Genomic DNA, 25614 nt, shown 5'->3' with positions numbered 1-25614 from the left:
ATATAGTATCCAATATTACGAGTAAATAAGGGAATTGGGGAGCAGGGAGCTAGGGAGAAGAGTTTCCCTCTGCCCCCCGCACCCTGCCCCTTTGCCTCTTTTCAATGCCCAAATCACCAATCTATTGGCAAACCCAACTTGTCTAAAGTAGCACCATCCTGCAAAAGTGGTTGAATGTCGCTGTCTATTTGAATTTGACCACCAGACAACACCAAAGCGCGTTGAGTAACTCTGCCTAACCAATGTAGATCGTGGGAGGCAATTAAAATCGCCTGCACGGGTAATTTTAACAAGACTTGCGCCAAATGACGCCGCCATGCTGGATCTAGACCGTTAGTTGGTTCATCCAAAATTAGAATTGTCGGTTCTAGGGCTAAAATCGAGGCTAGGGCGGCTAGGCGTCTTTGTCCACCAGAAAGTTCATGTGCAGAACGATTGGCGTAGGCTTCTAGACCAAAATCAGCTAATAACTGTCGGGCGCGATCGCTTGCCTCTGCTGGAGACATACCATAGTTACGTGGCCCAAAGGTAACATCTTCTAAGATGGTGGGCATAAATAATTGGTCGTTGGCATCTTGGAAGCTAAAACCAATTTGACGACGCACTTGGGGTAAGGTTTGCGGTTCTACGGGAATACCATTAATTGCAATTTTCCCAGATTGCGGTTGTTTTAAGCCAATTAGGTTCTCCAACAAGGTACTTTTCCCCGAACCCGTTGCTCCCATCAATGCTACGCGATCGCCTTTGTTTAAGGTAAAAGAAATTTGTTGTAATACTGGCTCCGGCTGGGAATATGCGTACACCAGGTTCTCAACCTCCACTACGGCTGTATGGGGTTTACTGGTTGATGTTTGGGAATTGGAAGTCAAAGATTTCAAAATTTACCTATGTAATGGAGTGTACAGTAGAAACGCGATAAATCGCGTCTATAAGGCAATACGCTTGGGATAAGCTTTTTTCTCCCCCCCTGCATCCCCTGTATCCCCTGCTCAAGAACTGCCTGCCTCAACGGATAAATTTCTCAACCCAAGCGTATTGGTCTCTGAGGAGTGGGTTAAATTTTGTAAGAAGTTAGGGTGATAACAGTAGCGATCGCCCAAGCTAGTAATAGGGCAAAACGTTCTTTTGGTCTGAGGGTAGAATCTATGAGTAATTGTCCGTTGTAACCACGAGTTACCATTGCCGCGTAAACTCGCTCTGCCCTATCTAAACTACGGAGATACAAAGCTCCAATCATGGCAGCACTGGCATAACGCAACCATCCCCCTGTACCAGTCAAACCGCGTAATTGGGCGCTGCGTCGCATCCGGGTTACTTCTGAGAGTAAAATTTCCATATATTGCCCAGCTAACAACAAGTTTTCTTTTAAAGGTGCTGGTACGGGTAAACTTTTAAGGGCAATACCGAAACTGTGGGGCGGTAAGGTTAACAAAAAACTATTCATTGTAACCAGACAAATCAGCGAACGAACCAGCAAAAAACTAGCTCGCTCCCATCCCAAGGGCAAGGCCAGCAATGACAAAAAAATCAATTCTGTGCCGAGTAATCCTCCCAATTGGCGAATTGGTACGCGCAATAACCAAGCCCATATAAGTGCGATCGCGCCATATATACTTAGTTCATACCAAGCATGATGCTTTAATAAAGCTGCCCCCACCACAATCACTAGAGACAGTTGCAAGCGTAGCGGTAAGGAAAGTTTAAGCATTTTTCGGTTTCACTACCTTGGCAATGCCAAAGGCCACAGCAAAGCAAACCGCAGCTCCCACCAATCCAGCAATACTAGTGCCAATTGTCCCCAAACCTTCAATACTATAGTTAGCTAAAGGTGTAGGCACAATTATCCGTACTTGATTGGCTAAGTTGATGAAGCCTGTATTTTCGGCAACTTTTTCCAAACCATCGGGCCAGGCTGAGGCAAAGAGTGACAGCACTCCCGCAATCAAGAAAATGGTGACAATGGGTACTGACCAACCGCGAAACTCCTGCTGTTCTCCTGGTAACAAATCTGGTCTGGCTCTGGCTAAGTAAGTCAGCACACCCCCAGTAATCAGCCCTTCGCCGATGCCAATCAGAATATGCACACCAGTCATCGCTGGTAAAACGATCGCGACAGGTGCAGTTCCAGAGAGGGCTAATTCAATGGCACAAGCGATCGCAGCTACCACTACACTTACACCAGCTGCTATACCAGCAGCCAAGGGTAAGCGTCCTTTAGATCCCCCAAACAGCCGTTGCAAGGTTTCGGTTAAAACCCAGCCAACCCAAACCCCAACTACTGCCATGTTAAAAATGTTTGCTCCCAAGGCTGTAATGCCACCATCAGCAAATAGCACGGCTTGAATAATTAAAACTGTTGCGAGACACAATGTTCCTGCCCAAGGGCTGCCCAAAACGATCGCAGCTAAAGTTCCTCCCAACAAGTGACCACTAGTACCACCTGCTACCGGAAAATTGATCATCTGGGCGGCAAAAATAAAGGCGGTGGTTAGTCCCAATATGGGCGCACGACGGATACCAAAGGCTTCTTGCGATCGCCCGAAGGCAATAAACAGTGCTGCCGCACTCGCTAAACCAGTAGCCCCTGCTACTGGTACAGAAACAAATCCATCAGGAATATGCATGATTTACCCTGTATTCTTAAGATGTTAATTTAGTCAAAACAAGCAATAAAGCTACACCGTCATTTTAATAACAAACAAAACTTTTCTCTTTTTTGCAATGCCCTATTGGGGGATTTTATGGTATTACTTTTGACAGATTTATTATCCAATATCTCCTAAATAGTATACTTATTGATTAAACATTTAGTTTTTATTGAGTTTATTTTTTAGATCGTTAAACGTTGATAGATATTACAAAAACGGAATATCTGTATATGTCTACTTCAATAATTGCTTGTGACTTTTTGGAGCAGGTCATTTTTTCCAAAATCAAACAGGAATCCTACAGTTGCTCTTACAGTTGAAAAATCGCTACCATTATTTCACAAAAAGCTACTTTAATATTTCTCTATTTTGTGGTTTTTGATTAATTCCAGATTGACTAGATGAATAATACCAATTCTTTATGAAGCTGCATAGAATTCGATCCCCCCTAGCCCCCCTTTTTAAGGGGGGAACCGGAAAAACGCCTATCAAAGTCCCCCTTTTTAAGGGGGATTTAGGGAGATCAAGATATCTGCAACTTACATTAAATTGGTACAAGTAATTTTATTTGCAGATATAACAAGCTGATGTCATTAAAATTTGCGCCTTTTGTCATATCAACCAAAATTTATTTCATAACAAATTATTTATCCATCAAATTATTAACAATAACAACGTGGAAGTATGTTAGCAAAATTTACGATACTTCATATTTAATTGAGATTACCCATATTAATATTAAAAGATTATAAAAATTTCATAAATTAGGTGTATATTTATTGACTTAGTTTACTTAATGGTACAGTATGTGTATATAAATATATGTAACTAAAAAACAACACCATAAAAATAAGTAGTGAAATGCGAAATTTAGATTAAATTTGGGAAAATGCTGTGAATTTAAGTGCGGAAATTACTAAAATCTCAGAACAGTTAACTGTAACAAAAGTATCCCTCAAGTTTTGAGTAACTAGATTCAGTCAATAAAGTCAGCAGATGTTTGGCTCTATTTTCCACGGACTTTACACATCCCCGTTCTGCAATTTGGAACATGAAGACAAACTCATCCAACTCGCTGTTAACAGTACCAACTGGACCACTAAAGATTTCAGAGTTACCTCTTAACGATGTGGGTACAAGTAGTGAATCTATCGAGCTTTCTCTAGTAATTCCCACTTATAAAGAGCGTGACAACATCAAGAATGTAGTTAGCATACTGAGTCAGTTATTAGATGAATCTATTCCAGGAAGCTATGAACTAATAGTGGTAGACGATGATAGCCCAGACCGAACTTGGGAAATAGCGCAATCCTTAATACCAGAATATCCCGTGTTGCGGGTGATGCGACGCCAACAGGAACGGGGGCTATCGTCAGCGGTGATTCGTGGGTGGCAGGCTGCGACGGGGAATGTGTTGGGGGTAATTGATGGAGATTTGCAGCATCCGCCAGAGGTGCTGATGCAATTGTTGCGTAGTGTTGAGCAGGGAGCAGATTTAGCTGTAGCCAGCCGTCATGTGGAAGGAGGCGGTGTTAGTAGCTGGAGTGTCGTCAGGCGTTTCTTGTCTCGTGGCGCTCAGTTGTTAGGCTTGGTGATCTTACCGGGGGTACTAGGCAGAGTTTCCGACCCCATGAGCGGTTATTTTATGGTGCGTCGGAGTGCGATCGCCAATGCAGCACTCAATCCAGTTGGATACAAAATTCTCCTAGAAGTAATCGGCCGGGGAAATGTAGACCAAGTTGCCGAAGTTGGGTATGTGTTCCGCGAACGCACAGAGGGCGAGAGTAAGGTGACATGGAAGCAATATATAGATTACATCCACCACTTAGTACGGTTGCGGCTTTCCACAGGGCGAGTCGGACGGTTGAGTAAAAAAGTCAATTTCCCCGTCAGTCGATTTCTGCGTTTTGGATTAGTTGGCTTTAGTGGCGTCTTTGTGGATATGGCAATACTTTATTTACTGAGCGATCCCACTACCTTGGCTTGGCCACTGACACGCAGCAAAATTGTTGCCGGTGAGATTGCAATTTTAAATAATTTCTTCTGGAATGATGCTTGGACATTTGCTGATGTCAGCGCCAGACAGCAAGAATGGCATCAACGCCTGAAGCGGTTTTTGAAATTCAACGCCATTTGCCTGGCTGGACTGGTATTGAATGTACTGATCTTGAATTTGGTATTCAACTTTATTATTCACAACCGTTATATTGCCAACTTTATTGCGATCGCAGTTGCTACTATCTGGAATTTCTGGATTAATTTGAAACTTAGCTGGCGTGTCACCGACGTGAAATAATCACAACGAGGGATTTGAGATTTTGATTTTTGTTTTTAGAACGAACTTCAATCTTCAGCGTCAAATCTACAAATCCATTCGTGTGAGGCCCAGCAATGAGAGTTCTTTTCCCAGATGCATTTTATTTTTACAGAAAAATGATCTCGTTGCTACTTGCCTCTGCCAAACATGGTTCACAACACAAGCATTGGCAAAATTGGCAGGCTCGACTTCCTCCTTTCTGGGTTCACTCTTTGCTGAACCTAGTGTGGTTGCTCATCGGCCTCAGCTTGCGTCTAGTCAACTTGACAGCAAAGCCTCCTTGGACTGATGAATTTTCCACCTTGGTGTTTAGCTTGGGAAATACTTTTTTAGGAGTACCCTTAGATCGAGCGATCGCACCTGATACCTTATTGCAACCATTGCAATTAAACCCAACGGCTAGTATTGCTGATGTGGTTCATAACTTAGCTACACAAGATAGTCATCCACCACTATATTTTGTGCTGGCTTACCTGTGGATGAAATTATTTCCCAGCGACGGGGGATTAGTGTCGTTATTTGGGGCGCGATTATTACCAGCAATCTTCGGCGCTGCCTCTATTCCATGTATTTATGTATTAGGTAGAGTAGCATTTCGTTCGCCATTAGTGGGACACTTGACTGCTGCCATGATGGTAGTATCACCCTACGGCGTATTTTTAGCACAAGAAGCGCGTCATTACACTTTGGCAATCTTATGGGTAATTGGTTCCCTCACCTGCTTAGTAATTGCCACACGTCATATTCGAAACCGCACACCTTTACCCATCTGGATAGCACTTTTCTGGATAGTAATTAATGCTTTAGGTATTGCGACTCATTATTTCTTCACCTTCACCCTCTGCACAGAAGCCGTAGTTTTGATTTTTCTTGCTTGGCTTCAATTGCAAACTAGCAGCAAATTTTCTCTCCTTTTCTCTCCTCTCTGGCGGCGCATCTATGCCGTTGCTATAGGTACTTGTGTGGCGGGTTTAATTTGGATACCAATCTTATTAGAGAATAAAAATCGTGGTGTTTTGACCGAGTGGATTCGAGGTTCGCGCGTTGGACTAGATTGGTTAAGCCCAATTTTTCAGGCTTTGGGAACATTGATTGCCATGATTTGCCTATTACCAGTGGAATCTTCTCAAGCTTTGGTTGTGATTCCTTCTGGAGTGGTGATGTTGACTTTCTTTATTTGGGCAGTACCAATTTTGTTACGTGGAATTAAGATTCAACTACAGCACCCAGAAAACCGAATTATGATTCAGGTTTTTATCGGAGTCGCCATCGGTGCGATCGCTTTATTCTTTATCTTTACCTACTTTTTAGGTATCGATCTGACCAGAGGTGCTAGATATAATTTTGTTTACTTTCCGGCGATCGTTATTTTACTAGGCACAAGTCTGGCAGCTTGTTGGCATCCTCCCCAGGAATTGCTGGGAAGAGAACCAGGGAAAAATGGCATCAAAACCATCGGTAGATGGGGAATAAATGGCAAAAAAGCCGTGATCTTAATTTGGTCAATGGCATTTTTGAGTGCAGTTACAGTATTCTGCAATCTCGGCTATCAAAAATATTATCGCCCTGACCTGTTTGTGCAACTAATTCAACAAATATCCCCAGTGCCAGTACTGATTGCCACTACCCACAAAACTTATGTACACACTGGGGAAATGATGGGGGTAGCTAGGGAGATTAAACTTGGCAATTCACTCCAAAAACCTCTGTTTCTCCTTGCCCATCAAGACCAAGACCCCAATACTTCCACCATAGCTCTAGAAAATACTTTAAATAAATTACCACGACCTTTTGACTTATGGTTGGTAAACTTTCACGCCCCCGTCGCAGAAGCCGTCAAAACGTGCGTTATGTCTGATACTCAATCTTTACCAGGCGTCGATGGCTACGAATATGAACTTTATCATTGTCAGCAGAATTAATATTTTGGGATTAGCTATTGCCGATGCGATCGCTAAAACTTATGTAGAAGATATTACCGTCACCAGTGAAGTCAGTGTTGGTAGCTGCTTTCAGGTACTTTTGCCATTAGCATCTTAGTTTAATTCTTAGGATTTTGCCGAGTTCTTTTACCAAATAAACCAGACATACTTAATCCTGTTGCCAACAATCCCAGAAGTCCTAATCCATTCAAAATTGGGTAGATTCCTTCAAGATGAAAAATTTCGCCTGTATGGATACCTAATAGGAAGCTAGCTGGAACTCCTATACCAATAGACCACTCGCGAACAAACGTTACTAACATCCCAGTCAATACAGTTAAAACGAGTGGCACAGATAGGATGATGCCAAAGATCCGATGATACTTACGAAATGAACGTTTCATAGTAATTCTCCGCTCAGTAAAAACTTTTACCAAACAATACAATGTAGGCTCAGTATCGCCTAAAATGCAAAAACTTAATAGTATTGTTTTATATCAGTCCCGTGAAATAGAAAAACCCTCCAGATGATTGAAATATCCAAAAATCTGAAGGGTTGGTGTCAATACGGTTCAGTTAGGGGTTATTGATGTAGATAACAGGTCTATTGAAGACGCGATAAATCGCTGTCTCTACAAGTGTTTTGTTGCTCTATCTAAACTGTATTGGGGTTCTGTTTGATTTGGGCAATTTTGGTAACTTTTATGCTTTCCAGGCGAGACTAGCTATTTGTTGCCAACTTAAAAATATTGGCTGTAATTCCTAGACTTTCTTCAAAAAGTGACTCGCGACCCCAACGTTGTACCTGCTGACTCAGCAATGCTTCTGCCTTTTGTTCTGAAAGTGAAGTCACCTGTTGAAACAGACCGGCAGATTGGGCACCGCCGTGGGTTTCCATCCGCATACAGCCACCAGTTTCCGAGCAAATCACTGTACCACAGTCTGCCTTCGGATTGGTCGAACTGAGGCGCAAAGCAATCAAGTCGCCAGCAATCTCGCCGACATCAGCCAGAGGAACACCCGCTAATTCTGCTTCTACTTGCCGTTGGTCTTGGGCAATAAAGTGAATGCGAGTGATGTCGTAATCTCCGATTTCCTTTTGATAGGAAACTGGCTGCCATGCTAGACGACTTGCCAGCCAACCCAAAAACAGCAATGCTTGTGCGGGGTTGCCTTTTTCATAATCAATAGTTACTCGGTCAACTTCTTTGAGAACAGCCCGACGGTTAGGTGAGTCATAGGCTTCAGCTGTCAATTCCTGCCAAGCTGAGAGGCGACGCCAGTTGAGGTCAGCAAGGGGAACTCCACTATCCACCAATTCTTGGAGGCGGAGTAAATCACTTTCTGGCTCGTTAAAGCGGCAAGAATCCACAATCACATTATTACAAACTGCTGCCAGCCGCTTGAATAGAGCGTTGTTGGGGACTGGTGTTGCTTTCCACCAAAGAAACTTCGGTAAGCCACCAATCAACAATGCTGGAATCAAGCCACCAATGCGTTCCAAGGCAGCAGCAGTACCACTGAGAGTTATGTATTCGCAGCAGATTAGTGTACTTGACGATTGCTTTTGGATGGGGCAATAGGCAGAAACTTGAGCTTTGACCCCTTCATCTTCGCCAGCAATGGGAAACAGTGCAATAATCCGGCAAGGGTTGCGGAGGGCGATTTCATCGGCAATTCTGGGACTTGGGGCATTTAAGCTGGGAAGATCAATAGAACCATTATCCCCTGCAGCGCCGTTTCCTTGACGTTTGATGAATTCTTCTCTCAAGATAGCCAGGGTTTCTGGTGTTGCTGTTCCTGTATCTGGCAGTGCATATTTTTTCTGCACTTGCCGCAAGGCAGCTTCCATCTGAGGCCCTAAAATTCCATCAAGCGGGCCGTTGTAAAATCCCAAAGTAGCAAGAAGATACTGGGTTTCTTCCGGTTCGTAAACCACTAGGGTAAATGTCGTGGCCCGAGTAGCAGCAGGATGCCCACCATCCTCACCAGTAATGCCGTAACTTTGCCAAATTTGATGAAGTTCCGCTTCTATTTCGTTAAGCGAAATATCTTTTGGCGCCTGAAGTGAATAAATTGTAGAAGCTTGGGGAGCCATAGTAGTTTTGAGTTGTCAGCTTTGTTTGTTGAATAAGTTAGGAGTTAGGAGTTAGGAGTTAAAAGTTAGAAGTTAAAAGTTAGAAGTTAGAAGTTAGGGGTTAGAATAACTGAAATTCTTAACTCCAAAACTCATAATTGATAACTTCTCATCTCTTAACTCATCACTCTTAACTCCTAACTTTCTAAAGTCTGCGCCAGCGACGGCCATCTTGGTTAATTAAGAATTCTGCTTCTGCTGGTTCCCAGGTACCGGCTTCGTACTGAGGAATAGTATTGGCGTCGGCAGGTGCATCCCAAACGGAAAGGGCTGGTGTTACTACCTGCCAAGCTGCTTCTACTTCATCCGCCCGTGTGAATAATGTTTGATCGCCCATCATACAATCAAGGAATAGGCGATCGTAGGCATCAGATGTTGCTTGGATGCCGAAGGAACCATAACTAAAGTCCATGTCAACGGAACGGGTGCGAAATTCGGCCCCCGGCATTTTCACATCAAAACGCAGGGAAATACCTTCATTTGGCTGAATCCGCATCGTCAAAATATTGGCATTTGTCTGTTGAGCAGCAGATTGGAACATCCGAGACGGAACTTCGCGGAAGTGAATGGCAATCTCACTGACTTTTTTCGGCATCCGTTTCCCGGTACGCAAGTAGAAAGGCACACCTTTCCACCGCCAGTTATCTACCAAAAACTTCATTGCGACGTAGGTAGGCGTGGTGGAGTTGGGATCAACGCCTGGTTCTGTCCGATACCCTGGCGCTGCTTCACCCTTCATCCAGCCAGCACTGTACTGACCACGTACTGCTGACCGCGACAGATTGTGAACATCAGCTAAACGAGTAGCTTGGAGTACCTTCACTTTTTCTGTGCGGATGCTGTCGGCATCCATTGCGTTGGGCGCTTCCATCGCCGTTAGACAGTAAAGTTGCATGAGGTGATTTTGCAACATATCCCGTAGTGCGCCGGCGCTTTCATAGTAACCAGCCCGGTCTTCTACTCCCACGGTTTCTGCTACAGTAATTTGTACGTGGTCAACAAATTGACGATTCCACAACGGCTCAAAAATCGCATTGGCAAAGCGAAACACCAGTAAATTCTGAACTGTTTCTTTACCCAAGTAGTGGTCAATGCGGTATACTTGGTTTTCTTTACAATATTTCTGTACCACTTGGTTAAGACTTTGGGCAGAAGCCAAGTCTCGACCAAAGGGTTTTTCAACTACTAGACGATGTTTGTAGGGATCTTCTAGCATCCCAGCGCTTCCTAGCTGCTTAATCGCTTCAGGAAAGAATGAGGGGGCAACTGAGAGGTAGAACATGCGATTACCTCGCGTGCCCCGTTTTTCGTCTAATTCGCTCAATAAGTTTTTTAGTTTCTGGTAGCCTTCGGGGTTGTCTATATCCCCAGGGCTGTAGAACAAACCTTGAGAGAAATCTTGCCAGAGTTCTCCTAAATCGACATCAGAATGGGCTTCTTCCATGCCCTTTTGCATTTGTTCGCGGAAGTACTCGTGGCTCCATTCTCGACGTGCCACACCGACAATGGTGGTTTCTGGGGGAATACGCCGTTCTCGCCGCAATTTGTAAAGTGCTGGCACTAGTTTGCGCCAGGTAAGATCGCCAGAAGCGCCAAAGATAACTATAATCTGGGGTTCGGGCATCCTTTGTTGTTGCAGACCAACGCGCAAGGGATTTTCTAGCAGACTAACCATAGGAATTTTGGATTTTGGATTTTGGATTTTGAGATTGGGGATTAGGGACTGGGTATTGGGTATTGGGTATTGGGTATTGGGTATTGGGTATTAGGAAAATTGTTTACCAGTCCCTAGTCCCCAGTCCCCAGTCCCCAGTCACTAGTCCCTACACTGGTGACAATACCTTGATCTTGTCTTCTAAAGAGTTCATCAAGGACTGGAAGGGCTGGATAAACTTGTCGATACCTTCGACTAAGAGTTCATCCATTACGGTATCGAGATCGATGTTGATGTCGGGATCTTTGAGGTTTTCGAGCAGTGTGTAAGCATTTTCTACATTTGTTTCTAAGCGATCGCTTACGTTACAATGATCGGCACAAGCTTTAATGGTCGCTGGTGGTACAGTGTTAACGGTATCTCGACCAATCAACTCTTCGATATACATCACATCTCTGTAGTCGGGGTCTTTGGTACTGGTGCTAGCCCAAAGTAGCCGTTGTTGTGTAGCCCCTTTTGCTGCCAAATCTTGCCAACGCTCGCTTCTAATGATTTTCTTGTATTCCTGATACGCAATCTTAGCGTTAGCGATCGCAACTTTCCCTTTCACAACTCTTAGCTTTGCTTCCACCGAAATATCATCAACGCCTTTTTTCAACTTAGCATCAATTTTGCCATCAATGTTGCTATCGATCCGGCTGAGGAAGAAGCTAGCAACTGATGCAATTTTACTGATGTCCTTTCCTTCAGCCAGCCGTTTTTCTAAGCCCCGAATATAAGCCATTGCTGTATTTACATAGCTTTCTACAGAAAACAGCAGCGTAATATTAACATTCATCCCTTCGGCTATTACCTGTTCTACTGCTGGCAAACCAGGTTCAGTTCCAGGAATTTTAATCATCAGATTTTCCCGATTAATTTCTTGGAAATAGCGTCTAGCTTCGGCTATGGTTGCTTCAGTATCATGGGCAATGGTCGGCGGTACTTCAATACTCACATAACCATCTAGTCTATCCGAGGCTTCATAAACAGGGCGTAAAATATCACAGGCATTACGGATATCTGCAAAAACTAGCGATTCGTAAATTTTGTATGTCGGTAAGCTAGCCCGAACTCCAGCTTCGATATCGGCATCATAAATAACGTTACCAGCGATCGCTTTTTCAAAGATAGCTGGGTTAGAAGTAATACCAGAAACTCCTTGATTTTCAACCAGGTCTTTGAGTTCGCCTGATTGAATAATGTCACGAGTCAAATTATCCAGCCAGATACTTTGACCGTATTGGTTAATTTCTAGTAGATGATTGGTAGCCATAGCTAGTGTATTTCACTCCTGTATAGTGATGCTTCTAAGTAAAGTTGGCAAAACCCATCAAATATTGATGGTTACTTTTGAATTGTGGCGTTGCCAATCACTTCTTGCATCGGCCAGCTGAGATAATCTTTAATACATCTTCAAAAAGCGCTATTTTACATTCCTAATCCTAAATCACCATGATTAACGTTTAATTAATGTCATAGGATAGACGCATCCTGATACTTTTTTTGTCTCTATCTTCTAGTCCAGCATGACAAAAATAACTATCCAGTTGAAAAAAGTTCAAAAATTTAATTAATTTACAAGCTTTTTTTCTCCTGTCTTCTGCCTTCTCACACTAATGTCCGTTTTGAATAAAAGACTCCACCTTTGCTACATCCTCTTTGCTACCAATAATTAAAGGCGTGCGCTGATGCAGTTTTTTCGGCACTACATCCAAGATATCCATTAGTCCGGTGGTAGCGCGACCGCCTGCTTGCTCAATCAAAAAGGCCAGAGGAGCGGTTTCATAAAGCAAGCGCAACTTTCCTTCTGGATTTTGAATTGTACCGGGGTAGAGAAATACACCGCCTTGAACCAAAATTCTATGGATGTCGCTCACCATTGCGCCGCTATAACGAGCGCTGTAGCCTTCTGTACGATGAACGTAGCGGATGTATTCTCGAATTGATTCTTCCCACTGCCAGAAGTTACCTTCGTTCACGCTGTAAACAGAACCGTGCTTAGGAATACGGATATTTTCTTCTGTGAGAATAAACTCTCCTAAGCTGGGATCGAGAACAAAGGAATGAACGCCCTTACCTATAGTATAAACCAGCATTGTGCAAGGCCCATACAGGATATATCCAGCAGCAAGCTGCTTACGTCCATTGGCGAGGAGGTCAGTTGCCTTACCATCGCTATCAGTTCCTTCTTGTTGGCGAATGGCAAAAATGGAACCTAAACTGAGATTATTATCAGTGTTGGATGAGCCATCAATTGGATCGTAGAGCAGCGTATAGCGTCCAATGGGGCAATTTTCGGGGATGTAATAGGGATTTTCCATTTCCTCAGAAGCTAGGCGACAGACTAAGCCGCTTTGCTTAAACACTGAGATAAATACATCATTGGCATAGACATCCATCTTTTTGACGGATTCGCCTTGGACATTAACTTCCCCAGTAAATCCGAGAACGCCTTCCATTAAACCAGCACGACTCATGCGACGAGCAACCAGTTTGCCAGCAAGGGCAATGCGATTCATCAGCGCACTTAAATCCTGTGCATCTGGCGAAAAACTCTGAAGTTGCTGGAGGACGTGACGAGATAAGGTTGTACAATCACGATCTAAAGCTCTGTCTGTAGAGTCGTAAGTAGATAAGTCTAAAGATTCTGGCGTTTTAGCCATTTTTTATGTTCTCCGCAGCCACTAGCTGTTAATTGGGTGTTAGTCGTGTGTGGCAACTTATAGTTGCTGCTTCTATCTTAGAAAGGTAATTTGCTAACTTAGATGCGACTTTAGATAAACTAAAGAAATGAATCTTCAGTGACCCCACGCCCAGAGCAAAAATACGTAGTACACTGCGGAAATAAACTTTTTACTCAGCACTCGTTACTCAGCACGGGCTAAACGCCCCGCTATCCATGTACAGCAATTGTTATCGGTGATTTATGTGAAGAATGCAGGAGGTACGAAATTTTCGTCCCTTCTCGTTTCAAGAGACAATGCTAATGTGAGCAAGTTATGATATAATTAGAAGCCTTGGGCGATTAGCACAGGGGTAGCGCACATCCTTCACACGGATGGGGTCACTGGTTCAAATCCAGTATCGCCCACTTAAGTAATATCAAGATTTTCAGCTAATTAACTTTCAAAGTGACTAGGAAAATCTCGTTTTTTCTCTTTGCACTTATGTAGTTTAGAGTAGTTTTATCTTGACTGAATGTATAAAGGAGAGCTTTTCGGCAAGAATATTGGGATGATGTAGCTAAAAATTTAGCTTGTTTATTTAAATGAACTGTGATAAATTCATTTAGACTTAAACTACTGTAAGTCGGTCGAGTCGCAGTAGTTTATTTGATAGTATAACTACTCTAGTTAAAAAATTTGTTGTCGCTAGGTAGTTTAAAAGCTGACATCAAGTAATTAGTAACGTATTTACGGTTATTGTCAAAAGTTATTTGTAGCATTGTCTACTGGACATGATTGAACAATACGTATTTGCAGCGATAAAAACTGCGTAGGCGCAGCCCGTTGTAGACATCGCCACTAAGCAATAACCATAAATCCTTTATTATCTCGGTAGTTTAATGGTGAAGCAATGTCTATAGACAAACCTTGACGCTTTCACCAGCAATGAGGCAGCACCCTGCATCTAGCCAATCCATACGTAGGAGTTGAAAATTATGGTGCAAACTTCTCTCGTCCGTCCCAGCAATCCCTTCCAACCACCGACCTTCGTTTCTATTGAATCGGAGCGTCGTCATCGCCAAGAACGTTTGGCAGCAGCTTTTCGGGTATTTGCGCGTTTGGGTTTTGCTCAAGGATTGGCAGGACATATCACAGCCCGCGATCCTGAACTTACCGATCATTTTTGGGTAAATCCCTTTGGGATACATTTCAGTCGCATTCGCGTATCCGACTTAATACTAGTAAATAGTGAAGGTCAAGTAGTTCAAGGTGAAGGCAAAGTTAGTCAAGCAGCATTTGCGATTCACTCTCAAATCCACGAAGCCCGCCCCGACGTTATCGCTGCGGCTCATGCCCATTCCTTCTATGGCAAAACTTGGTCATCTTTGGGTCGCTTGCTCGACCCGATTACCCAAGATTCCTGTGCTTTTTATCAAGATCATGCTCTATTTGATGATTTTACAGGCATTGTCTTAGAGACAAGTGAAGGAAAACGCATTGCTCAAGGACTAGGCAAAAACAAAGCTGCGATTTTACGCAACCACGGCATATTGACTGTAGGACACAGTGTAGATGAAGCCGCTTGGTGGTACATCAGGTTAGAGGATACAGCTAAGGCACAGTTGCTAGCAGAAGCCGTAGGAAAACCTGTCCTGATTGACCATGACATCGCCTTAAATATCCAACAACGCGGCGGTACTCACCAAGCAGGCTGGGGTGGATTCCAGTATTTGTGGGATGAAATTACCCACGAGCAGCCAGATTTATTTGATTAGGTATTGGGGATTGGGGACTGGGGACTGGGGATTAGGAATAACCAATCCCCAACATTTTTAGGAGAATTAATTATGCCAGTTGAATTTATTGGATTGATTCGGACAAAGCCTACTTCGGAATTAAATAGTACACCAGGTAGTTTGGGCGATGACATCATTGATCCGGCTTATGTTCGTGAGTTTGCGAAAGCCCATGAAGAAGGAGGCTTTGATAAAGTACTGATTGGCTATAGTTCTAGCAGCCCTGATGGTTTGACTGTTGCTAGTTTTGCGGCTTCGGCAACCGAGCGATTGGGCTTTTTGATTGCTCATCGTCCAGGTTTTGTAGCACCAACTCTGGCAGCTCGTAAGGCAGCGACGCTTGACCATTTTACCAACGGTCGAATCGCAATACATATTATTACTGGTGGCAGTGATGCTGACCAGCAAAAAGATGGTGACTGGCTAGATCATGATAGCCGCTACCGCCGCACCGATGAATATTTAGAAATTGTTCGTCGCGTCTGGACGAGCGATACTCCCTTTGATTATGAAGGTGAATTTTATCACATTAAAGATGCTTTCTCGGCGATCAAGCCGCTGCAACAGCCCCACATCCCCCTTTACTTTGGTGGTGCATCTGGGCCAGCCGTACAAGTAGGAGCCAAACACAGTAATGTCTACGCCTTGTGGGGTGAGCCAATTGCCGCAGTAAAAGAACGAATCGCAGAGGTTCGTGCTGCCTTACCAGCAGGTCGTTCGATTCGCTTTAGCGTCTCCCTGCGACCGATTCTTGGTGCTACAGAACAAGAGGCTTGGGAGAAGGCACATAAAATTTTAGCGCGAATTCAAGAGTTGCGCGGAGGGGCGAAAGTAGCTGCGCCAGCTAGACCCCAGGCGGTAGGGTCACAACGCCTACTGGATTTTGCAGCCAAAAATGAGGTTTACGATAAGCGTCTCTGGACACCGATCGCAGCGGCTACTGGTGCGGCAGGTAACACTACAGCCTTAGTGGGTACACCAGAACAAGTAGCTGAAGCTTTGGTTGATTATTACGATGCAGGTGTGACTACCTTGTTGATTCGCGGCTTTGATCCCCTAGAGGATGCGATCGCTTATGGGCGTGATGTCATTCCTTTAGTACGTGCAGAAGTCGCACGGCGAGAACGGCAAACGGTTGGAGTTGGGACTAGATAAGGTTCAATTAATGTGGTTTCTAACGAACTTTTCTCAGCTTTGAACTAAAATTCAATTCTGTCCCTCTCTAATTCAGAGAGGGACAATTTTACTTAGTAAAATCTTTTATAAATAAGAATTAGATAGCATACAATTTATACATTTGATTTACCTCATCCTCAATCCCTCTCCTTATAAAGGCTACCGTGTACACACAATTCCTTAATGGTCTTTTGATTCAGTTCAATTTAAATTCATCAAACTTCAATACTTCTGAATCAGGTTTGCGAGTATCAAAGCGATAACTACTTATCGTACCTGTCCCTGTATCAAAGATACTGAAAACCGTAATATCATTACTTGCAACATAAGGCATCGGCTTTCCATCTTCGCCTAGCAAGGGGGCAATTGTTGGCACTATCGGTTCTAATCCATTGGGATCGCCAACCTTAACATAATCCTCTTGATATCCAATTGGTACTTCTCGTTTTCTGTCACCCCAGGCAGCACCGTAAGTATTACCCACATTAGATGTTTCTAGAAAGTGCATTCCATTGGGACTAACAAAGCGATTCCATAGATGGGAATGCCCATAAAATACTAATTGCACATTAGCGGCTTCAAGTATTGGGACAACATCACGAATAATATAATCTGCGTCTTTGGGATATTCGTAACGAACTGCTTTGATATTATTACCATCCCGTTCAATTATTTGTACTGGTTCTGTATAAGCAGGAACTATATTATCACCTAATGTGTGGGGTGGATGATGGAACATCACAACTTTGTATTTTGCTTGTTTAAACTCCGTGCTGTTGAGTTCTGCCTCCAGCCAATTGTACTGTTTGCTGCCTTTAGCAATTGGTTCATAAATCAGTTGTCCATAGCCCCAATTTTCAGGATTATTTAAGTCTTTTTCGGCTTCTTGATATCTACCCCTACGCTTTACATCTAAGCTGGGAGTTCGCCACATATTCGTAATGTAAAGTACCACCAAACGCACATCACCAAAGCTGACTGCATAATACTTTTTTCCACCCTCTTTACTTTTTGGTAAAGAGAAAATTTCTTCGTAGGTATTAGTATTAAAAGAATTATCTATTAAAGATTTATCCTGGTAGATTTTTTGAGCGACGACACGAGGAATTGTATCATCAAATTCATCATCTAAACTTTCTGTTCTGGCAAAGCGCCCCATCACCTCATGATTGCCAATGCAAGTAAACATGGGTGCGTGTTGAATTATTTGTCCACCGATGTAGGTTGTCTTGACACCATTGTGAGTCATGTCATAAGTAGCACGACCTTGTAAACCGGGAAACAATGCACCACCACTACTATCATCAAACCATTCTGAGGCGCGATCGCTGACATTAACCAAATCACCAGCAAACCACACTCCATCAACTCTGCCAACTGTTTCTACCACCTTTTGCAGATTTGCAGAGGTCATGGGCTTTAATTGATGATCTGAAGTGAGTAAAATTTTGAGTGGCGTATCGGGTTTGGGAGTAGCTGTAAGGGTAAAAACATCACTGTTAACACTCTCGCCATCTTCTCGCACACTCGTAACGCGATAGTTTACCCGTAAACCAGGAGTTAACCCAGTTACCTCAGCTTCATGTCGCCAAATGTCACGCTGGATGGGTTTTTGATCGATTTGGCCGTCTTTAGTTTGGTTAGCAACTCTTGACTTTTGGTCTTCGCGCGTGCGACTGAGTTTGGTAAGATTTGCCTTAGCAGTTTGTTTAAGATTTTCTCCATAGAAGACTATGTGATTAACACCAGCAAACTCAGTAAACCAGACTACTCGCACTGAGTTTTCAGTTGGCAGTTGCAAAAATGGATCGGTGAGCAGTTGGGGTGCTGGTGTCATAATTGTTTGCCCAAATGAACGCACACTTATCAAAGTAAAGCATATAACAAGCACAAGCATAACCACTGAGGATATTTTACGGCTGCTTTTGCGTCTGAGCATGAGTAACATACCAAATTTTGTCGGGTATTAACTTACTGAATTAGCCTTTAAACGAATTGTAAAACTTCCTGCCTCCTTCAATTTTTTGGTAGTCTTTAAGCTAATACAGTTCAGTTAAGGGTTATTGATCTAGGACTGTAAAAAAAACTATCTTGTGTATTAACGTAAATACGTTGTTTAAGGCTTTTGGCGGTCACTTTTGATTGCTGGCGATCGCCAAAATATGACTGAAAAACCTACCTAGAAGCCTTGAAAACTATACCTCTTATTTTGGCTTTTCTGTCAATGCGTAAGTCCTATGATCTTTAAAGACGCGATAAATCGCGTCTCTACATCAGGGTTTTGGGCCAATACTTGTCGGGTTTTGGGGAAAAGGGGAAGGTGGGGCCCCCTCTGAGGATAAGGGGCGGGGGAAAAGGGAAAGAAAAAACCTTTAACCCTTCCCCTTTAACCTTTTCCCCAAACCCAATTCTGAGTTCAAAATCCAAAACCCGAGTAGTATTGGGTTTTGGGCTTATTTAAGCAAAAAGTCATAGTAACAACTGCTACTATGACTTTCTGGTGTGTTTAATTTATGCGCTTACTGTTGAGTATTTCTGAGCCTTGATTTAAATTCCCAACTAAACCTTTGCTTCCAAAGATTTGAGTAACTCGGTATTGACGCCCGACTCACGAGTTAGGGCAATTTTGCCGGTGCGGGCGATTTCTTTCAAACCAAATTTTTGCAACACTTGCACGATCGCTACCATTTTACCTGGATCTCCCACAACTTCTAAGGTGAGAAAATCTTCTGCCACATCCACGACTCGCGCCCGGAAAATTTGAGACAGTTCGATTACTTCTGAGCGATTGCTGGTACTAGCATTCACCTTCAAAAGCATCAATTCCCGCTCGACACAAGGAGTTTCGGTAATATCCTGGACTTTCAAGACATTGACTAATTTGTACAGTTGCTTGGTGAGCTGCTCGATAATGCGATCGTCACCAGGGACAACCATTGTAATTCGAGAGACTCCTCCTTGTTCAGCAGGGCCAACAGCAAGGCTTTCAATATTAAAGCCGCGACGCGCAAATAAACTAGAAATGCGGGAAAGAACACCCGCCTCATCTTCTACGAGAACTGAAAGGGTATGTTTCATCTTCGCCAACAGAGGCTAGAGCAGGAATTGAGGAACGCAGATACTAGCAAAAGGCAACGCTAGACCTACTACCGCACTAAAAATTTAGTGCGACCTCCTATTGTAAACTTAAGAGATGCACTCATTGCATTCTTAATCGAGAAATTGTCTAGAAATCATACTGCAAACAAGAATTTCATTGAATGTATATCTTTTCATTGGCAGATGTGGCATTCTTGTAAAGCTTTTATACTCAAGCTTGATAAGCCTCTAACTAAGGAGAAAAGTTTTTATGGGTTGGTTACAAAGATTGTTTGGATTGGAAAAACCTGAAAATGCAGAAGTAAATCCGGCTCCACAGACTGTAGTGCAAGCTCCTAGTAGTGATGCTGCTACTGCTACCCAATCGATACCCCCAGAACGTCTAGGATTAAGCGGAGAATATGACCAAAGTGGTTTAGCAAAACGGGTAGCGTTGGCATTTGATGAAGACCCTCAAATTGACGACGTTAATACCCTTTGGGTTGCTCAAACGGGTAGCACTGTAGTGTTGAAAGGTAAAGTTCCCAGTCAGGAAATTCTCAATAAGGTAATTTCCGTGGCACGTTCAGTGAATGGCACTACAGATGTTGACTCTAGTCAAACGACGATTGAGTAAGTACTGCTGATGCGATCGCACCCATTGTATAACCATAACATTTAAGGAATAACCAGTGGTTGGCGATGCCTGCGGCGGGCTTCGCCTACGCCAATCCATCTCTCAATCCAGTCTAAAATCGCTTGGTTAACTAGTTCTGGAGATTCATCATGGGGACAATGCCCGACATCCTCCAGATTCAGCACTTCCAATTTTTTGTTGTATTGGGCGAATTGGTTAGCTAGGGCTGGTGGAACAAATCGGTCTTTTTGTCCCCAAATTAAAAGCATGGGAATTGTTAAGGTTGGTAATACTACCTTGACACTAGGACTAAAATTAATTCCGATCGCAGCTTTGAACAAAGCACTAAACGCCCTCGCAGAACCCCGGTCTTGGGGAGGCCCTGCTAAAATTTCAATGAGTTCATCGGTAATCGCCTCTGGGTTAGCGTAGGCGATACTAGCCCAACGACGCAGCACCCCAGGACGGCGCACGAAGTTAAATACAGGTTTAAGTATCAACGGCGAAGCAACAACATTTTTAATTGCTGTAACGAGTGGGCGTAGCACAGGAGGAATTGCTTCTTGTTCTAATGAAGGGTCGGGTAAACTCATCATTACCATACCCATCACCATATCGGGGTGAGCGGCGGCAGCCGCCATCGAAATCAGTGAACCGTTGGAATTGCCTATTAATATCGCTGGTTGACGGATAAATGTTTTCCAGAAATCGTAAACTTGCTCAACCCAGAGTTCGATGCTGTAATTAGCTGCGGCTTTTTCAGAAGCGCCAAAACCCAACATATCGATGGCGTAAACCGTGTGATGTTCACCCAAAACTTCTAAATTATGTCGCCAATGACCAATGGAAGCGCCAAAGCCATGTAACAGAATTAGGGGTGTTGTATTGTGGTGATTTTGGCTAGGACGAATGTAAGTATAGCGGGTTTGCCAGCCCCGCCAAATCCAATCCCTTTGATTACCAACTCGTTCCTGCCAGTGTACCGTAGTGGTCACACTTACCTCCGATTTATCATCAGCACTGAAATTCTATTATAAGAATTGGGGATTGGGGATTGAGTATTCCCAGTCCCTAGTCCCCAGTTCCCAGTCCCTATTTATCTAACAAATTGCGGCATAATTTCCGCTGCGGTGAATATTCCATAGATGCCCCGTTGGTGCAATTGTCTACCAGCTTTGAGATAGCCGAAAGCAGGGCCGCAGACATTGGCTGCCATGCTGGTTTCATCTCCCAGAGTAAAGGTATGGGTGGAAATCTTGCCTTCAAAGGTACGTCCTGTTACCTTCACATTGGTGCTGAGAGGCTTTTTGGGATTGCGGGTATCGACGACACCACCAACTGTAACGCGATCGCGTCCCACTATCCCCGCTACTTCTAACATCACATCATCAGCGTGTTCCATATTTTTCAAGGTAAGCACGCCATTAGTTTTATCTAACAGTGCTTCTACTTCCGCGTCAGTCATAGCCCTCGCAGTTTCCACTGTGTAACCAGGCATGTGGCCGATATCTTCCCGAACAGTGGCGCGGTAAGCTTCCCAGTTGGCAATTCCCACCCCAAAGGTAATTTCAACTTGATGAATTTCGGCATAGCTTTGAGCGGCTAAAGCTGCTGCTGCTGTTAATAGTCCAGGGGTAGCACCACATCCTGTCATGTAGGTAATACCGGCGGCTTCCAGTTCCTCCCTCATCGCTAGGAGTTGTTCTACAGCAGTGGTGCGTTTAATCGCATCTACTAGTACCCCACGCCAACCAGATTTAATAAATTCCTTAGCTACATTAGGAATAAAGTCATTAGGTAGGTTGGGTAAAGCCAAAAAATACCCATCTACTTCAGCTATTTCGATTAAATCCTGAATACTTTGATTTGTTAATGTCCCAATTGGCTCTAAATAACCCACCGAACCTTGGGCTTGATAGGTTGCAACGGATTTTTCAGTATTTAAACCTTCAGTAGCATAAGCGTAACCTTTTTGATCTGCTGCTGCGACTAAAATCATTTCTCGTTTGCCAGCAACTACTTTGGCGGCTGCTTGTCCGAGTCCGCCAAAACCCAGTACTCCCACACGTATCGCTGGCGAAATATTTAGAGAATTTTTGATTTTTTCAGAATTCATAGTCAATTCGTTAAGTTGAATCAAAAGCCTTGAGTATTCGGCATCTCAGCTTCCAGCTTGTAACTGGTGGCTGATGGCTGATAAATCAAAGCTATAGAGATTAATTATGATTCATTATCTTGGGTTCTTTGACCTGATATTGCAGATATTTATCTGTTAGCGATCACTTTTAGCCCAACCCAGACATCACCTTAAGGCTTATTTAATCGGTGTTGCAAGAGTACATCTTACTTTTAAAATTAGTCTTGATATTAGTAATAATACGTAAAATTTTATTCAAAAAAGTACAAATATCGGCAATGAAGGTGAAGTATAGAAAATGCTATTCCAAGTAGTGACACTTAAATAAACAGACACTATAGTAATTAAATTAACTAATGCTCGTATGTAGCAGGTTAGCTGAATAATGCTTGTCAGCCAGTAAAAAGCTGAATAACACTGAAAAAGTAGTGTTTTCAGATCGGCACAAACTATACCGAAAGCGCTAAATTTCGGCTAATTTTTTGTGCCTTAAAACAGCAATAACCGCATAGTTAATATCTCAAGTTTCTGAAAAATTGATTTAGGTAGATAGAAGTTATGACAATTATCAACGGTACTAACGCTAATGACAGCCTCTATGGCTTTGGCGGTGGTGACAGCCTTTATGGCTTCGGGGGCGATGATATCCTCAATATTAGCAATTCTTCTGGCAAAAACCTCTTAGACGGCGACTCTGAGAGCGATAGACTTTATGCTACAGCTACCACTGGCAATAATATCCTCAAGGGTGGAAGTGGTGATGATTATTTAGATGTTTCTAATTCTTCAGGAAATAACCTTTTAGACGGCGGTTCTGAAAGCGATCAAATTTATGCTACAGCTACCACTGGCAATAATATCCTCAAAGGCGGAAGCGAGAATGATTATTTAGATGTTTCTAATTCTTCAGGAAATAACACCCTCTATGGGGATACCGGAAATGACGAATTTTCGATTCAGGATAGTTTTGGCAAAAATATTGTTTTTGGTGGAACTGGTTCTGATAAATTTTACGCCTATAGAGTCAATGGTGCTAACACCCTGAATGGAGGAGATGGCGATGACTCTTTCTATTTCAGCGCCCCATCTACCCCGTCTTCTGTTTTAGTGACTCAAACGGTAAATGGGGGTTCTGGTTCGGATTTTTTGGAAGTCAATTACAGTAACTACACTACCAAGGGAATCACCTCGACTTTCAATGCAACCACTAACCAAGGCTCGATTACAGCTGGTACGAGTCGAGTTAATTACAACAATATTGAACGATTCAATATCATCGGTACAGTCTACGCTGACAATATTGTGGGAGGTAATAGCGAAGATGTACTCAATGGGGGTACTTCTGGCAACGATACGATTAGTGGTGGTGGAGGTAACGATTATCTTGATGTTTCCTACTCGTCTGGTAATAACCTTGTGAATGGAGGCGATGGTAACGATACCTTTTACGCATATTCAACCAAAGGTGCTAACACCCTGAATGGTGGAAATGGCGATGATTCTTTCTATTTAAGTGCCCCATCTACCGCCTCTTCTGTTTTGGTGACTCAAACAGTAAATGGGGGTGCAGGTTCCGATCTTTTGGAAGTCAATTACAGTAACTATACTACCCAAGGAATCACCTCAACTTTCAATGCAACCATTAACCAGGGCTTGATTACATCTGGCACAAATCAAGTTAGCTACAAGAATATTCAACAATTAAATATCAGTGGTACAGCTTACGCTGACAAGATTGTAGGGGGTAATAGTGGCGATGTCCTCTATGGGTATAATGGCAATGATCTCCTGACTGGAGGAAAAGGCAATGATGCTCTGTACGGGGGAGATGGCACTGATACTTTTGCGTTTAATAATTACAATGAAGGCATTGATACCCTTGCTGATTTCAACCCGACTGATGAAGTTATTCAGGTATCGGCTACTGGTTTTGGCGGCTCTTTAGCAGTAGGTACACTCTCTGCTAGTAAGTTTACCATCGGTTCAACTGCGACTGCGATCGCTCAACGATTTATTTACGACAATAATACAGGCGCACTGTTCTTTGATCGAGATGGCAGTGGTAGTGCCTTTTCTCAGGTGCAATTCGCGCAAATCAGCATTGGACTGTCACTAAGTGCAACCAATTTCGTTGTAGTCTAACTGGATGAGACAACCGTATAAAATTAAGGCGATCGCATAATACCTGGTAGAAAAGGTTTTGCTTGAAGAGTGTGAGGAAGTGCGATCGCCTTTTGTGCAATCTTGATATTTAACTAAGAAAGTTTTTTTTAGTTCCAGTGTAGACGCTCTGATCACTAATTTTTTACTAGGTATTTGAAAAGGTCATCAATTATTCTATTAGCTCCAATCGGTCCCCCGACAGTCCAATTTACTTTGTATATCTGTTTATTTTTAACAGCTTGAAGTGTTGACCAAATAGGCTTTTGCAAAAAAGATAAAGGTTCAGAATTTGCTTTTTTAAATTTTTTTTTCAAAAGTTCTGTCATAATAAATAACATATCGGCATCGTATTTGGGTAAAACTTCAATGCTTAATGTTAATTGAGGTTCTTTTTGAGTTTTTTGGATTAATCGTAAACCCACATCACTAATGATTTGATTATAAGCTAAGAAGTCCGGTCTGTAGCTATAGAAAATATCCGCAGAACCCGTAAGATGAATCACAGATATTGTTCTTGTTTCTAGATTTTTTCCTAATTGTTGCCGCAATTTTTGGATTCGATTTTGGTACTGAGTTAGAAGTTCTTCTGCGCGATCGCTCTTTCCCAACACCTGGGCTACATATCGTAGTCTTTCTTTAAAGTCGTACATACTCGGAAAATCGATCAGTACTGTAGGTGCGATGCTGGAAAGGAGTTTATAAGAACTCTTAAGCCACGTTAACCCCAAAATTAAATCTGGTTTTAAACTAAGAATTTTCTCTAGGGACGGTTGACTCCCAATATTGCCCACAACTGGAATGTCAGCAAGTAAGTTGCTGGGTATACCTCGAAAATTTTCCTCGCAGCCCCGACAAGACATCACACCAACTGGCTTTACACCCAGCGCTAGTACAGAATCGAGAATCAGATTTTCTTCTAATACAACAACTCGTTGTGGTTTAAGGGGAATTTCAACTTCACCTAAAGCATGGCTAACTACTTTTGTTTTTATTGGCGTTCGTGCAAGCGCTAACTTGTCAGTTCGCATAGCAGTTGAACTTATTTGCCCTCGATATAGCTGCGGTGTGTTGCTGTTACAGGCTGCGATCGCTAAAACTGCAACTATTGTCAGAAAGAATGGTAACAATTTGTAATTGCTCAAAATCTGCCGAGGTTGCCATAAGATACGCAAGCTGGAAAAAACAGTGTGGACAACCTTAGTAAAAGTCAAAAAGCAAACACCTTTAACAACAAGTAACAA

The 25614-nt window shown here is 43.0% G+C and carries 20 protein-coding genes and 1 tRNA gene; 8 read left to right on the top strand and 13 right to left on the bottom strand.

The window, feature by feature from the left end; genetic code table 11:
* Positions 1 to 113 precede the first annotated feature (113 nt).
* The 3 genes from HWQ39_RS04050 to HWQ39_RS04040 form a co-directional block, all read right to left on the bottom strand.
* Positions 114 to 878: an ABC transporter ATP-binding protein gene (locus tag HWQ39_RS04050; RefSeq protein ID WP_292841855.1), complete on the bottom strand. Its 765-nt coding sequence runs from the start codon at positions 876 to 878 to the stop codon at positions 114 to 116.
* 176 nt (positions 879 to 1054) lie between these two features.
* Positions 1055 to 1708, bottom strand: coding sequence for an energy-coupling factor transporter transmembrane protein EcfT (locus tag HWQ39_RS04045; RefSeq protein WP_292841854.1), 654 nt, complete (start codon positions 1706 to 1708; stop codon positions 1055 to 1057).
* Positions 1701 to 2624, bottom strand: coding sequence for an energy-coupling factor ABC transporter permease (locus tag HWQ39_RS04040; protein ID WP_292841853.1), 924 nt, complete (start codon positions 2622 to 2624; stop codon positions 1701 to 1703). The genes HWQ39_RS04045 and HWQ39_RS04040 overlap by 8 nt, the downstream gene beginning before the upstream one ends.
* Before the next feature lie 1075 nt (positions 2625 to 3699).
* On the opposite strand from HWQ39_RS04040, the gene HWQ39_RS04035 reads away from it, so the two are divergent.
* From HWQ39_RS04035 to HWQ39_RS04025, 3 genes are all read left to right on the top strand, one after another.
* Entirely contained in the window at positions 3700 to 4944 is a 1245-nt protein-coding gene (locus tag HWQ39_RS04035) for a glycosyltransferase (protein ID WP_292841852.1), read from the top strand.
* 137 nt (positions 4945 to 5081) lie between these two features.
* Positions 5082 to 6887, top strand: a complete 1806-nt coding sequence (locus HWQ39_RS04030; protein WP_292841851.1) for a glycosyltransferase — start codon at positions 5082 to 5084, stop codon at positions 6885 to 6887.
* Positions 6859 to 7005: a hypothetical protein gene (locus HWQ39_RS04025; protein ID WP_292841850.1), complete on the top strand. Its 147-nt coding sequence runs from the start codon at positions 6859 to 6861 to the stop codon at positions 7003 to 7005. Before HWQ39_RS04030 ends, HWQ39_RS04025 begins: the two co-directional genes overlap by 29 nt.
* Position 7006: 1 nt before the next feature.
* Here HWQ39_RS04025 and HWQ39_RS04020 read toward each other — a convergent pair whose 3' ends face one another.
* From HWQ39_RS04020 to fbp, 5 genes are all read right to left on the bottom strand, one after another.
* The gene (locus HWQ39_RS04020; RefSeq protein ID WP_292841849.1) at positions 7007 to 7291 is read right to left on the bottom strand and encodes a peptidase; all 285 of its coding nucleotides are present in this window, start codon (positions 7289 to 7291) and stop codon (positions 7007 to 7009) included.
* 317 nt (positions 7292 to 7608) lie between these two features.
* The gene (opcA, locus tag HWQ39_RS04015; RefSeq protein ID WP_292841847.1) at positions 7609 to 8985 is read right to left on the bottom strand and encodes a glucose-6-phosphate dehydrogenase assembly protein OpcA; all 1377 of its coding nucleotides are present in this window, start codon (positions 8983 to 8985) and stop codon (positions 7609 to 7611) included.
* A gap of 184 nt (positions 8986 to 9169) precedes the next feature.
* Positions 9170 to 10699: a glucose-6-phosphate dehydrogenase gene (zwf, locus tag HWQ39_RS04010; RefSeq protein WP_292841846.1), complete on the bottom strand. Its 1530-nt coding sequence runs from the start codon at positions 10697 to 10699 to the stop codon at positions 9170 to 9172.
* A gap of 148 nt (positions 10700 to 10847) precedes the next feature.
* Complete coding sequence (tal, locus tag HWQ39_RS04005) at positions 10848 to 11993, bottom strand: transaldolase (RefSeq protein WP_292841844.1); 1146 nt, start codon at positions 11991 to 11993, stop codon at positions 10848 to 10850.
* Positions 11994 to 12333: 340 nt separating this feature from the next.
* On the bottom strand, positions 12334 to 13383 hold the full coding sequence (gene fbp, locus HWQ39_RS04000; RefSeq protein WP_292841842.1) for a class 1 fructose-bisphosphatase: 1050 nt from the start codon (positions 13381 to 13383) through the stop codon (positions 12334 to 12336).
* 356 nt (positions 13384 to 13739) lie between these two features.
* Here fbp and HWQ39_RS03995 point away from each other — a divergent pair.
* The 3 genes from HWQ39_RS03995 (at position 13740) to HWQ39_RS03985 (ending at position 16337) form a co-directional block, all read left to right on the top strand.
* A tRNA-Val gene (locus HWQ39_RS03995) sits at positions 13740 to 13811 on the top strand.
* Between the two features lie 570 nt (positions 13812 to 14381).
* Positions 14382 to 15161 carry a class II aldolase/adducin family protein gene (locus HWQ39_RS03990; protein WP_292841840.1) on the top strand — a complete coding sequence of 260 codons (780 nt, stop codon included), beginning with the start codon at positions 14382 to 14384 and terminating at the stop codon, positions 15159 to 15161.
* A gap of 72 nt (positions 15162 to 15233) precedes the next feature.
* Positions 15234 to 16337, top strand: coding sequence for an LLM class flavin-dependent oxidoreductase (locus HWQ39_RS03985; RefSeq protein ID WP_292841838.1), 1104 nt, complete (start codon positions 15234 to 15236; stop codon positions 16335 to 16337).
* Positions 16338 to 16554: 217 nt separating this feature from the next.
* Here HWQ39_RS03985 and HWQ39_RS03980 read toward each other — a convergent pair whose 3' ends face one another.
* The gene (locus HWQ39_RS03980; RefSeq protein ID WP_292841837.1) at positions 16555 to 18195 is read right to left on the bottom strand and encodes a metallophosphoesterase; all 1641 of its coding nucleotides are present in this window, start codon (positions 18193 to 18195) and stop codon (positions 16555 to 16557) included.
* Between the two features lie 722 nt (positions 18196 to 18917).
* A complete protein-coding gene (gene ilvN, locus HWQ39_RS03975) occupies positions 18918 to 19436 on the bottom strand; it encodes an acetolactate synthase small subunit (RefSeq protein WP_292841835.1) in 519 nt (172 codons plus the stop codon).
* Between the two features lie 271 nt (positions 19437 to 19707).
* On the opposite strand from ilvN, the gene HWQ39_RS03970 reads away from it, so the two are divergent.
* Complete coding sequence (locus HWQ39_RS03970) at positions 19708 to 20073, top strand: BON domain-containing protein (RefSeq protein ID WP_292841833.1); 366 nt, start codon at positions 19708 to 19710, stop codon at positions 20071 to 20073.
* A 41-nt stretch (positions 20074 to 20114) separates the two neighbouring features.
* Here the strand turns inward: HWQ39_RS03970 and HWQ39_RS03965 are convergent, their stop codons facing one another.
* Positions 20115 to 21068: an alpha/beta fold hydrolase gene (locus tag HWQ39_RS03965; RefSeq protein ID WP_292841831.1), complete on the bottom strand. Its 954-nt coding sequence runs from the start codon at positions 21066 to 21068 to the stop codon at positions 20115 to 20117.
* Positions 21069 to 21169: 101 nt separating this feature from the next.
* Positions 21170 to 22189, bottom strand: a complete 1020-nt coding sequence (locus tag HWQ39_RS03960) for a saccharopine dehydrogenase-like oxidoreductase (RefSeq protein WP_292841829.1) — start codon at positions 22187 to 22189, stop codon at positions 21170 to 21172.
* Between the two features lie 579 nt (positions 22190 to 22768).
* On the opposite strand from HWQ39_RS03960, the gene HWQ39_RS03955 reads away from it, so the two are divergent.
* Positions 22769 to 24352: a calcium-binding protein gene (locus HWQ39_RS03955; RefSeq protein ID WP_292841827.1), complete on the top strand. Its 1584-nt coding sequence runs from the start codon at positions 22769 to 22771 to the stop codon at positions 24350 to 24352.
* Between the two features lie 155 nt (positions 24353 to 24507).
* Here HWQ39_RS03955 and HWQ39_RS03950 read toward each other — a convergent pair whose 3' ends face one another.
* Complete coding sequence (locus HWQ39_RS03950) at positions 24508 to 25584, bottom strand: iron-siderophore ABC transporter substrate-binding protein (protein WP_292841825.1); 1077 nt, start codon at positions 25582 to 25584, stop codon at positions 24508 to 24510.
* Positions 25585 to 25614 lie beyond the last annotated feature (30 nt).

The sequence above is a fragment of the Nostoc sp. NMS8 genome (assembly GCF_017115045.1).
GTDB lineage: Bacteria > Cyanobacteriota > Cyanobacteriia > Cyanobacteriales > Nostocaceae > Nostoc.
The sequence above is the reverse complement of the archived record's forward strand: the minus strand, read 5'-3'. Positions and strand labels throughout refer to the sequence as shown.